The sequence below is a fragment of the Streptomyces sp. R302 genome (assembly GCF_012927245.1).
Taxonomy (GTDB): Bacteria; Actinomycetota; Actinomycetes; order Streptomycetales; family Streptomycetaceae; genus Streptomyces.
The window spans coordinates 381,985-394,479 of the sequence record NZ_JABBGE010000008.1; the positions used below are offsets into that span (position 1 = coordinate 381,985).

General features: G+C 76.0%; 3 protein-coding genes. All 3 read right to left on the reverse strand.

What is annotated here, in order from left to right:
• Window positions 1–53 precede the first annotated feature (53 nt).
• Window positions 54–1,613, reverse strand: coding sequence for an FAD-dependent monooxygenase (locus HHL19_RS25965; RefSeq protein WP_169092753.1), 1,560 nt, complete (start codon window positions 1,611–1,613; stop codon window positions 54–56).
• Window positions 1,610–7,273, reverse strand: a complete 5,664-nt coding sequence (locus HHL19_RS25970; protein ID WP_169092754.1) for a type I polyketide synthase — start codon at window positions 7,271–7,273, stop codon at window positions 1,610–1,612. Before HHL19_RS25970 ends, HHL19_RS25965 begins: the two co-directional genes overlap by 4 nt.
• Window positions 7,274–7,386: 113 nt before the next feature.
• Window positions 7,387–12,468 carry a type I polyketide synthase gene (locus HHL19_RS38215; RefSeq protein ID WP_346768488.1) on the reverse strand — a complete coding sequence of 1,694 codons (5,082 nt, stop codon included), beginning with the start codon at window positions 12,466–12,468 and terminating at the stop codon, window positions 7,387–7,389.
• Window positions 12,469–12,495 lie beyond the last annotated feature (27 nt).

Consider the following 12,495-nt stretch of genomic DNA (forward strand, 5'->3'; position numbering starts at 1 on the left):
ACGACCCGGCCCCCGGCGCGGACTCCGCGCCGGGGGCCGGCTCACGATCCGGGTCAGCTCACGATCTGGGCCAGCAGGTGCCCGGCGCCGGTGAGTTCGGCGGGTGTGGCACCGGAGGCGGCGACATAGCCGTCGGGCCGTACGAGGAGGAATCCGGCCGCCCGCCGCGGCACATGGGCGTGATCGACCGGCAAGGGCGCCCGCTCCGCCCACTCCCGGCCCCGCCGGGCCACGGCGCCGTCCCCCGTGGTCACGAGCAGGAACCCGGCCGGCCCGGCCGCCCGGTCCTGCGGCACCCAGTGGGGTGCCCGCCGGCCGGGGGCGGGCAGCCCCCGCCGCCGTACGGGCCGGGCGGGGCCTTCCGCGTCGGGGGACAGGGGGCCGGGGTAGTGGACGCGCCAGCCGGCCAGCAACGGCACGAACCAGCGGCGCAGCACACCGGTCGCCTCCAGCGAGCTCCACACCGTGTTGCGCACCCGGGCGGCGAAGGGACCGAGCATGAAGACCTTCAGGAACCGGTGGGTGGTCCGCACGATCTGCTCGGCGGCTCCCCGCCGCTCGGCCTCGTAGCTGTCGAGTACCCCCGGGCGCAGGGTGCCCGCGCACACGCCGGCCAGCTTCCAGGCCAGGTTGTGCGCGTCCTGGATGCCGAGGTTGAGGCCCTGGCCGCCGAGCGGGGAGTGGGTGTGGGCGGCGTCCCCCACCAGGAAGCAGCGTCCCGCGCGCAGGGTGGCGGCGATCCGCTCCTGGCTGGTGAACCGGCCGACCATGTCGAGGTCTTCGAGAGTGATGCCGCCCGGGCCGCGCTCGTCGAGCAGCCGCTGCACGCCCTCGGGCGTCGCCGGGTGGTCGTCGGGCACGGCGCCGGAGACCCTGACCCGGTCACCGGGCATCGCGGCGAAGACCACCGAGCCCTTGTGGCCCAGGAAGTAGTGCACCGCGTCCCGTTCGAAGGCGCCGTCGACCCGCCCCTCGGCGAGCAGGAAGCCGGTGGCGACCGGGGAGCCGACGAACGCGATGCCCAGCAGCTCACGGACGGTGCTGCGGACTCCGTCGGCGGCGACGAGCCAGTCGGCCTCGATGACCTCCGTGCCCCGGGGCCCCTCGGCCTTCACGGTGACGCCGTCGGCGCCGGGCGCCACGGAGGTGACGCTCACGGAGCGCTCCACCCGACCGCCCGCCCGCACGAGGGCCTCCTCCAGGAGCCGGCTGGTCTCCTGCTGGGGCAGCATCAGGGGCTCGTTCTCGGTGCCGAGCGCGACCCGCAGGGTCCGGCCGCCGGCCAGGTGGTAGCTGGTGGTGCGGATCCGCAGACCGAGCCGCTCGGCCTCGTCGAGGATGCCGACCTCGCGGAACAGCCGCAGGGTGGGCGGGTGGAGCTGGACGGCGCGCGAACCCCGGTGCGGATCGGCCTGGGCCTCGACGACCCGGGCCGGGACGCCGCGCTGCCACAGGGCGCAGGCGACGGCCAGCCCGACCGGTCCGGCGCCGACGACCAGGACGGGGGTGCGCCGGCCCGTCCCCTCCGCGCGGCCCGCGGTCCGCCCGGTCGTGCTCGTCCCGGTCGTGCTCGTCCCGGTCGTCTCGTTCTCGGACGGGTCCTTGTCGGTCATGCGGACGGCTCCTTCGCCGGTGCGGGGGCGGATGCCGCGTGGGCAGGGACCGAGCGGTCCCGCCACGCGCGGACGGCGTGCGCGGTGGTGACGGCGTCCTCCTCGATGAGCGAGAAGTGGTCGCCCGGCACCGTGACGGCCTCGTGCGGACCCGGCCAGTCGGCCTGCCAGGAGCCGTTCGCCGGGATCTCGGAGCCGGCCACGGGACGGTCCGGGCGGACCAGCAGGACAGGCGTCCGGATCTCCGCCGGCCGCCAGCCGGAAAGGAGTTCCAGGTAGCGGGTCATGGCGGTGACCCGCTCGGCGCCGAGCGGCGCGAACGCGCCGAGCCGCTCCGCCATGCCCCGCATGAGCGCGGGTCCGGCGGCGGTGAGTGCGTCGCTCCCCGGCACGTAGGTGTCGAGCAGGACCACTGCCTCGGGCGGCGTGCCCTCCGCCTCCAGCGCGGCCGTGACCGCGTGGGCGAGGACGCCGCCCGACGAGTAGCCGACGAGGACGAAGGGCGCGCCGTCGGCCCGGCGGCGCACGGCCTCGGCCACCGCCTCGGTGAGCGCGTCGAGCGACGCCGGCAGACGTTCCCCCGGGGCGAAGCCGGGCAGGTGCACCGCCGACACCGCGCCCTCGCCGCCGAGGCCCGCCGCGAGCCGGGCGAACTGGTGGGGGCCCGAGGTGGCGAGCACGGTGGGGAGGCAGACGAGGTCGGCCCGGCCGCCGCCGGCCGCGATCAGCACCGACGCGGGAACGTCCTCCGCCCCCGGCGCCTCGAAGGAGGCGCGAGCGGCCGCCGCCTCGGCGACCGGGCCCGCCAGTGCCTCGGCGCGTCCGTCGGCCGCGAGCGCGGCCAGGTAGCGGTCGGTCGGTCCGTCCGCCTCTCCTGCGCTGTTCCCACCGGTCCCGTCTCCGGCCGGGGCGTCCGCCTCCGGACCGAACACGACGGCCAGATGGGCGGCGAGGGCGTCGGGCGTGCGCCGGTCCAGGACGAGCTGGGCGGGCAGCTTGCGCCGCAGGACCTCTTCGAGCCGGTTGCGGAGCGCCACCGCGCCCACCGAGTCCATGCCGAGTTCGAGGAACTCGCGGCCGGGGGCGACGGCGTCGGGCGTGTCGTGCCCGAGGAGTTCCGCGACCTCGGCGCGCACCAGGGCGAGCAGGAGCGCGTGCCGGTCGGCCGGGGTCGCCTCCCGCAGCTCCGCGAGCACGGCGACGGCCCGTTCGCGGTCACGGGCGCCCCGGCCGGCGGCCCGGGCGACCTCGGGGACGAGATCGAGCAGCGGTTCGTGCCGCCCCGCCACCAGCACCTTCAGGTAGGTGTCCCAGTCGATGTCGGCGAGGACCTGGGTCGGGGTGTCGCCGCCGAGGGCCCGGCGCAGCGCGGCGAGCGCGCGGCGCGGTGCGAGCGGCGGCAGGCCCCGGCGGGCCAGCCGCTCCCGCCGTGTCGCGGCCTCCGCCGCCGCGCCGGGAGCGGCCGCCGCCTCGTCCCACACGCCCCAGGCGAGCGAGGTGGCGGGCAGGCCGTCCCTGTGGCGCTGCTCGGCGAGCGCGTCGAGGTAGGCGTTGGCGGCGGCGTGTCCGGCGAGCCCGATGCCCGCGCCGAGGACCGCGGTGACCGAGGAGAAGAGGACGAAGGCGGAGAGCGCGTGCCGCCGGGTCAGCTCGTGGAGGTGGCGGGCGCCGAGCGTCCTGGTGCGCAGGACGGCCTCCAGGCGCTCGGGGGTGAGGGTGCCGAGCGCCTCCTCCTCCAGGACTCCGGCGGTGTGGAAGACGCCGGTGAGCGGTGCTTCCTCGGGAAGGCCTGCGAGGAGCCGGGCCAGCGCCTCCCGGTCGGCGAGGTCGACCGGCGCGACCGTCACGCGGCTACCGGTCTTCTCCAGTTCGGCGACCAGTTCGGCGACAGGCTCGGCGACAGGTCCGGCGACGGCTTCGGCGGCCGGGTCGGTGGTGAGCAGCAGGTGCGCGGCTCCGTCCCCGGCGAGCAGGCGCGCCACCCGGGCGCCGGGCCCGGTGGTGCCGTCCGTGACGAGGACGGTGCCGTGGGCCGGTCGCGGAGCGGCGGCGGAGGAGGAGGCGGTACGGGGAGCCCGGACGAGCCGGCGGGCGAAGAGGCCGTAGGGGCGTACCGCGAGCGCGTTCTCGTCCGCCGGTCCGGAGACGATCGCGGTGAGCCGGAGCAGATCGCGCTCGGAGGGTGCCTCGGGGAGGTCGACGGTGCCCGCCCACAGGTGCGGGATCTCCAGGCGGGCGACCTCGCCGAGGCCCCACACCTGGGCCTGGGCGGGCGCGTCGACCCGGTCGGCGGTGCCGACGGCGACGGCCCCGCGGGTGACCGACCACACGCGGCGGTCGAGGCCGGCGTCGGAGACGGCCTGGAGGAGCAGCAGCGTTCCCGCGAGCCCCTTGGGCAGGGCGGGGAGCGCGGTGTCCGCCGTCGTGTCGACCGGGAGCAGGGACAGCACTCCGGCGGCCGGGGCCGCGGCGGTGGCGGCCCGCAGCCGTCCGGCGAGCTCCGCGCGGGTGTCCCCGCTCGTCACGACGACGGTGGTGGTACGGGCGCCGCCCTCCTCCAGGGCGCGGAGGACGTCGGCGACGAGGGACCCGGCACCGGCGAGCGGGTCCGTCCCGGCCGTGCCGTCCTCGGCTCCGGCCGGCACGGCCACCAGCCAGTGGCCGCCGAGCCCGGTCGCCACCGGCTCGCCGACGGCGTGCCAGGCCACCCGGTAGCGCAGCGACTCCAGTTCCGCGTCGGCGCGGCTCTCCCGCCGCCAGGACGCCAGGGCGGGCAGGACGGCGCCGAGCGGCTCGGTGCCGACACCGAGCGCGGACGCGAGGGCTTCGAGGTCCTCGCGCTCGACGGTCTCCCAGAACGCGGCGTCGAGGGCGTCGGCGGAGGTCCCGTCCTGCCGGGGAGCGGGCTCGACCCAGTAGCGGCGGTGCTGGAAGGCGTACGTCGGCAGGTCGGGGCGACGGCCGGGGCGGCCGGCGAACGCCGGGCTCCAGTCGACGGGGACGCCGTCGACGTGCAGGGTGCCGAGTGTCGTGTGGAAGCGCGAGAGGCCGCCCTGGCCGCGGCGCAGGGTGCCGGAGAGCAGCGGTGTGGCACCCGCGGCCTCGGCGGTCGCCTCCATGCCGAGGGTGAGCACCGGGTGGGCGCTGGACTCGACGAAGACGCCGAACCCCTCGGCGAACAGCCGGCGCAGCACCGGCTCGAAGGCGACCGGCCGCCGGCAGTTCTCGAACCAGTAGTCGGCGGTGAGTTCGGAGCCGTCGAGCATCTCGCCGGTGACCGTCGAGTACAGCGGGACGCGCCCGGCCCGGGGGCGTACGAAGCCCAGCAGGTCGGTGATCCGGTCCCGCAGGCGGTCGACCTGGGAGGTGTGCGAGGCCACGGTGGCCGGGACGATCCTGGCCCGGACCCCCTCGGCGGTGAGCGCGGCCACCAGTTCCTCCAGCGCCGCCGTCTCGCCGGCCACCGTCACCAGGCGGGGGCCGTTGAGGCCCGCGACCGACAGCCGCTCGCCGTAGGGGGCGAGCAGCGGCTCCAGTTCGTCCGCGGACAGCGCCACCGAGGCGACGGCGCCGCGGCCGACGAGTTCGTCGGCGAAGAGCTGCGAGCGGAGCACGATGAGCCGTGCGGCGTCGTCGAGGGTGAGGGCGCCGGAGACCGCCGCGGCGGCGATCTCGCCCTGGGAGTGGCCGACGACGGCGTCCGGTTCCACGCCGTACGAGCGCCACAGCTCGGCGAGGGCCACCATCACCGCGAAGAGGACGGGCTGGACGACCTCGATGCGGTCGATCGAGGGGGCGCCCTCCCGCTCGCGCAGCACGTCCTCCACGTCCCAGTCGACATGGGCGCCGACGGCGCGGGCGCAGGCCCGCAGACGTTCGGCGAAGGCGGGCGCGGTGTCGAGGAGTTCGACGGCCATGCCCGCCCACTGGGAGCCCTGGCCGGGAAAGACGAAGACGGTCCTGCCGTGCTCGCGGACCGCGCCCACGACGGACGCGGCGCGGGTCTCGCCCTCCGCGAGACCGGTCAGGCCTGCCAGGACGGCTTCCGGGGTGTCGCCGACGACGACGGCGCGGTGGTCGAGGCCGGTCCGGGTCGTGGCGAGGGCGTGGGCGACGTCGGCGATGTCCTCGTCGGGACGCGCCGTCAGGTGGGCCGCGAGGCGGGCGGCCTGGGCGCGCAGCGCCTCCGGGTCGCGCCCCGAGACGAGGAACGGCAGTGCCGAGGGGCCCGCTCCGGTCCCGACGTCCGCGGCCGCTTCGTCCGCCACCGCCGGGGCCTGTTCGAGGACCACGTGGGCGTTCGTCCCGCTCATGCCGAAGGAGGAGACGGCGGAGCGGCGGGCGCGGCCGGTGTCGGGCCATTCCCGCTGCTCGGTGAGGAGTTCCACGGCGCCGCTGTCCCAGTCGACGAACGGGGTCGGCTCGTCCACGTGCAGGGTGCGGGGCAGCACGCCGTGGCGCATCGCCATCACCATCTTGATCACACCGCCGACTCCGGCCGCGCCGAGGCTGTGGCCGATGTTGGACTTCAGCGAGCCCAGCCAGAGGGGTTGGTCGTCGGTGCGGTCCTGGCCGTAGGTGGCGATGAGTGCCTGTGCTTCGATGGGGTCGCCGAGTCGGGTGCCGGTTCCGTGTGCTTCGACGGCGTCGATCTCGCGGGGTTCGAGGCCGGCTTGTGCGAGTGCTCTGCGGATCACTTTCTGTTGTGCGGGGCCGTTGGGTGCGGTGAGGCCGTTGGAGGCGCCGTCCTGGTTGACGGCGGTGCCGCGGACGACGGCGAGGACGCGTCGTCCGTTGCGCAGGGCGTCGGAGAGTCGTTCGACGACGAGGACGCCGACGCCCTCGGCCCAGCCGGTGCCGTCCGCGGAGGCCGCGAACGCCCTGCACCGGCCGTCGGAGGAGAAGCCCCGCTGGCGGCTGAAGTTCACGAACTCGGTGGGGGTGGCCAGGATGGTCACGCCTCCGGCCAGAGCGAGGCCGCACTCCTCGCGGCGGAGCGCCTGCACGGCCTGGTCGAGGGCGACCAGGGAGGAGGAGCAGGCGGTGTCGACGGTGACGGCCGGACCTTCCAGGCCGAGGGTGTACGCCACCCGGCCGGAGACCACGCTGCGCGCCGCGCCCGTCATCCGGTGGCCCTCGATCTCGCCGGGGGCCTGCTGGAGAGTGAGCTGGTAGTCGTCGGTGACGCAGCCGGCGTAGACGCCGGTCGCGCTGCCGCGCAGCGTCACCGGGTCGATCCCGGCCCGCTCCAGTGCCTCCCAGGAGACCTCCAGGAACTGGCGCTGCTGCGGGTCCATCGCCAGCGCCTCGCGCGGCGAGATCCCGAAGAACCCGGCGTCGAACCCGGCGGCCTCGTAGAGGAAGCCGCCCCGGGTGGTGACGCTCCGGCCGGTCCGGTCGGGGTCGGGGTCGTAGAGGTCCTCGTCCCACCCCCGGTCGGTGGGGAAGCCGCCGATGGCGTCGGTGCCGGTCTCCACCACCCTCCACAGGTCCTCCGGGGAGCGCACCCCGCCGGCGAACCGGCAGGCCATCCCCACGATGGCGATGGGCTCGTGGTGCCGCTCCTCGCTCTCCTTGAGGCGGCGGCGCGCGTCGGCGAGCTCGACGGTGACGCGCTTGAGGTAGTCCCGGAGCTTGTTCTCGTCTGGTGTGGCGTTCATCCGTTCCTCGCTGCTGTCGGGAAGGGCTGATGTCGGGAAGGGCCGCGCGCCGACGGCGGCGGGCCGGAGAGGGGCGGCCCCGGTGCCGGGCGGGGCCGCCGCACGGCCGGGGGTCAGGCGGTGCCGAGTTCGCTGTCGATGAAGGCGAAGATGTCGTCGTCCGACGCCGTCTCCAGGCGCTCCGCCACACCCGCCGCGGAGACGTCCTCGTCGCGGTCGGCGAGGCGGGCGAGCAGGGACCGGAGCCGGGTGCCGATCCGGTCCCGGGTGTCCCGGTCCTCCGGGGAGAGCCCGCTCATCAGGGCCTCCAGGCGGTCGATCTCCTCGTCCGCCTCCTTCCCCGGGGCCTCCGGCGCCAGCTCCGCCCGCAGGAAGGCCGCGACGGCGGCGGGGGTGGGCTGGTCGTAGACGAGCGTCGCGGGCAGCCGCAGGCCGGTCACCGTGCTCAGGCGGTTGCGCAGCGACACGGCGGCCATCGAGTCGAGCCCGAGGTCCTTCAGGGCCTTCCCGGCGGGAACGGCCTCCGTCCCCGGGTAGCCCAGGACGGCGGCGATCTCGGCCCTGACCAGGTCGGTCAGCAGCTGTTCCCGCTGCGCCTCGGACCGTCCGGCGAGCGAGGCCCGCAGGCCGTCGGCGGCGTCACCGGGGGAGTCCGTGCCGTCGGCCGGGTCCTCCAGGGCGCGTACGGCCTCCGGGAGGCCGCGGAGCAGGGCGCCGGTACGGACGGTGCCGAGGGCCGGGGCGAAGCGCTCCCAGTCCACGTCGGCGACGACGTGTCCGCCGTGGGCCCGCCCGACGGACTCCACCAGCGTGTCGAGGGCGCGCTCCGGGTCGAGTTCGGCCAGGCCGAGCCGGAGGAGCTGGTCGCGACGGGTCCGCTCGGCGTCCTCGCCGGCCGTGGCGTCGGGGGAGACGGCGGTGTCCGCCCAGACGCTCCAGGCCGGCGCGGCGGCGGCACGGCCCTCGGCGCGGAGGTGGTCGGCGAGGGCGTCGAGATGGGCGGTGGCCGCGCCGTAGGCGCCCTGCCCGCCGCTTCCCCACACACCGACGACCGACGAGGAGAGCACGAAGGCGTCGAGGTCCAGGCCGGCTTCGAGGTGCACCAGTTCGTGCAGGTGGACGGCGCCCGCCACGGTGGAGCTCACGGTCCGGGCGAATCCGGCGGGGTCCGTCCCGGCCAGCGGGGCGGTGCTCAGTCCGGCCGCCGTGTGGACGACGGCGGTGAGCGGCTCGTCCTCCGGGACGGCGGCGAGCAGGGCCGCCACCGCGGTCCGGTCGCCGAGGTCGCAGGGGGCGACGGTGACCCGCGCGCCGAGCGCGCGGAGCCCGGCCACGGTCTCCTCGACGCCGAGGGGTTCGGTCCCGGGGGCGTGGGTGAGCAGCAGGTGCGCGGCGCCGAGGCCGGCGAGCCGGCGGGCGACCCGCGCACCGATGCCCCAGGTGCCCTCGGTGACCAGGGCGGTCCCCCGGGGCGTCCAGGCGGCCCCGCCCGGCCGGCCGGCCGCGGCGCGCACGAGCCGCCGGACGAAGGTGCCGGAGGGCCGGACGGCGAGCTCGTCCTCGTCCCCGGGCGCGGCGAGCACGGCCGCGAGACGGCGCGGCGCGTCCGGGTCCGGTGCGGCCGGGAGGTCGACGGTCCCGCCCAGGAGACGCGGGTGCTCCAGGGCCGCGGTGCGGGCCAGGCCCCAGACCTGCGCCTGGGCCGGACGGGAGGGCCGGTCCTGGCCGCCGGTCCCGACGGCGCCCCGGGTCACCAGCCACAGCCGGGGGTACGCCGCGGGGGTGTCGGGGCCGGCGTCGGCGGCCGCGTCGGCGCACGCCTGGATCAGCAGCAGGGTGGCGGTCGTTCCCCGGCTGACGGCCGGACGGCCGTCGAACGGGGTCTCGTCGAGGGCGAGCAGCGACACGACTCCCGCGAGCGGGCCGTCGCCGGCCGCTTCGGCGAGCTGCCGGGCGACGGAGGCCCGGTCCGCCCGTGCCGGGTCCACGACGACCCGGACGGGGTGGGCGCCGCGTCCGGCCAGCGCCGTCCCGACACCGTCGGCCAGACCGGACGTCCCGTCCCCGGGAGGTTCGACGATCAGCCAGGTCCCGGTGAGTGCGGTGTCGACGGGCTCCTCGATCGGCCACCAGGCCTCGCGGTAGTGCCACTGGTCGGCGGCGGACCGCCGGACGCTGTCCTCGCTCCACTCCGCGAGCGCCGGGACGGCGTCCGCGAGCGCGTCGGCCGTCCCCGGGCCGAGCAGGTCCCGCAGGCCGGCGAGGTCCCGCTCGCGCACGGCGGTCCAGAACCGCGACTCGGGGCCGCCGTCCGCGGGCCCGTCGCCGTGCGCCACGGTGTGCTCCAGCCAGTAGCGCTCGTGCTGGAAGGCGTACGCGGGCAGGTCGACGTGCCCGGCGCCGGTGCCCTCGAACAGCGCCTGCCAGGGCGTACCGGTCGCCCCGCTCGCGTAGGCCCGGGCCATCGCCTCGACGAGGGTGCGCGCCTGGGGGCGGCCACGGCGCTGGGTCGCGATCAGCAGCGGGGCCCGGTCGGCGACGCCCGCCTCGCCGGGAGCGCTCCAGGCGTCCGTGGCGTCCGTGGTCTCCGCGGTGTCCGAGGCGTCGGGTTCGTCCAGGCCGGCCTGGGCCATGGCGGTCAGCACCGCGTCCGGTCCGAGCTCCAGGCAGGTGTCGACGCCCTCCGACCACAGGGTGCGCAGGCCGTCGTGGAAGCGCACCGCACGGCGGATGTGGTCGGCCCAGTACTCCGGCGAGCGGGCCTCCTCGTCGGTGAGGAGACGGCCGGTGACGTTGGAGACGATCGGCACGGTCGGCGAGGCGAAGTCCAGTCCGCCCGCGACGGCGCGGAACTCGTCGAGGATCGGGTCCATGTGGGGCGAGTGGAAGGCGTGGCTGACGGTCAGCCGCCGGGTCTTCACGCCGCCGGCCTCGAGCGCGGCCGCGACGCGCAGCACCTCGTCCGTGTCGCCGGAGATGACCACGGAGGCGGGGCCGTTGACGGCGGCGATCGCGACGGCGTGTTCGCGTCCGGCCAGGAGGGGTGTCACCTCGGTCTCGGGGGCGAGGACGGAGACCATGGCGCCGTTCTGGGGCAGTGCCTGCATCAGCCGGCCCCTGGCGGCGACCAGTCGCGCGGCGTCCGTGAGCGACAGCACTCCCGCCACGTGCGCGGCGGCCAGCTCGCCGATCGAATGCCCCATCAGGACGTCGGGGCGCGCGCCCCAGCTCTCCAGCAGCCTGAACAGCGCCACCTCGTGGGCGAACAGGGCGGTCTGGGTGTAGACGGTGCTGTCCAGCAGGGCGGCCGCCTCGGTGCCCTGCTCGGCGAAGACGACCTCGCGCAGCGGTCGGTCGAGGTGGCCGTCGAGTGCGTCGCAGACGGCGTCGAAGGCGGCGGCGAACACCGGGTGGGCGGCGTACAGTTCGCGGCCCATGCCCGCGCGCTGGCTGCCCTGCCCGGTGAAGAGGAAGGCCACCCGGCCGGTCCGGTCGGCCACGTCGGCGACGACTCCGGGGGCGGTGCGTCCCTCGGCGAGAGCGAGGAGCCCGTCCCGGAGTTCCTCGGTGCCGGTGCCGATGACCACCGCGCGGTGGTCGAAGGCGGGGCGGGAGGCGAGGGAGAACCCGATGTCGGTCAGGTCGGCCGCCCGCGTCCGGCCGGCGAGGTGCTCGCGCAGCCGCCGGGCTCCCGACGCCAGCGCACCGGGGCTCTTGGCCGAGAGGACGAGGGGCAGGGGGGTGTCGGGGGCGGTCGGAAGGTCGGGGGTGTCGCCGGGAGCGGCGTCCGTGGGGAGGTCGGCGGGTGCCTGTTCGAGGATGATGTGGGCGTTCGTCCCGCTGATGCCGAAGGAGGAGACGGCGGAGCGGCGGGGGCGGCCGGTGTCGGGCCATTTCCGTTGCTCGGTGAGGAGTTCCACGGCGCCGCTGTCCCAGTCGACGAAGGGGGTCGGTTCGTCGACGTGCAGGGTGCGGGGCAGCACGCCGTGGCGCATCGCCATGACCATCTTGATCACGCCGCCGACTCCGGCGGCGGCCTGGGCATGGCCGATGTTGGACTTCAGGGAGCCCAGCCAGAGGGGTTGGTCGTCGGTGCGGTCCTGGCCGTAGGTGGCGATGAGTGCCTGTGCTTCGATGGGGTCGCCGAGTCGGGTGCCGGTTCCGTGTGCTTCCACGGCGTCGATCTCGCGGGGTTCGAGGCCGGCTTGTGCGAGTGCTCTGCGGATCACTTTCTGTTGTGCGGGGCCGTTGGGTGCGGTGAGGCCGTTGGAGGCGCCGTCCTGGTTGACGGCGGTGCCGCGGACGACGGCGAGGACGCGTCGTCCGTTGCGCAGGGCGTCGGAGAGTCGCTCCACCACGAGCACGCCGACGCCTTCGGCCCAGCCGGTGCCGTCCGCGGAGGCCGCGAACGCCCTGCACCGGCCGTCCGCCGACAGGCCCTTCTGGCGGCTGAACTCGACGAAGGTGCCCGGTGACGCCATCACCGTCACCCCGCCCACCAGCGCCAGCGAACAGTCGCCCTTGCGGAGAGCCTGGACCGCCATGTGCAAGGTGACCAGGGAGGAGGAGCAGGCCGTGTCCACCGTCACCGCCGGCCCCTCCAGACCGAAGGTGTACGCCACCCGGCCGGACAGCACGCTGGCCAGACCCCCGGTCAGGCGGTAGCCCTCGACCCCTTCGACGAGGTCGTGCAGCCGGGGGCCGTAGTCGTAGTACATCTGTCCCGCGTAGACACCGGTGGTGGTGCCCCGGAGGGATTCCGGGTCGATCCCGGCCCGTTCCAGCGCTTCCCAGGAGACCTCCAGGAACTGGCGCTGCTGCGGGTCCATCGCCAGCGCCTCGCGTGGGGAGATGCCGAAGAACTCGGCGTCGAACCCGGCGGCCTCGTGCAGGAATCCGCCCTCGCGGGTGTACGAGGTCCCCGCCCGTTCGGCTGCCGGGTCGTACAGCTCCTCCAGGTCCCACCCGCGGTCCACGGGGAACCCCGAGACCGCGTCGCGTCCCGATGCCACCAGTCCCCACAGCTCCTCCGGCGACCCCACCCCGCCCGGATACCGGCACCCCATCCCCACGATGGCGACGGGTTCCTGGGCGGTGTCGGCCAGTCGGCGGTTCTGCCGGCGCAGCCTGGCGTTCTCCTTGAGCGAGTCGCGGAGGGCGGCGACGAGATCGTCGGGCGCCGTGTTCGTCATGATTCTCTCCCGTTCGGAACGTGTCGTGCC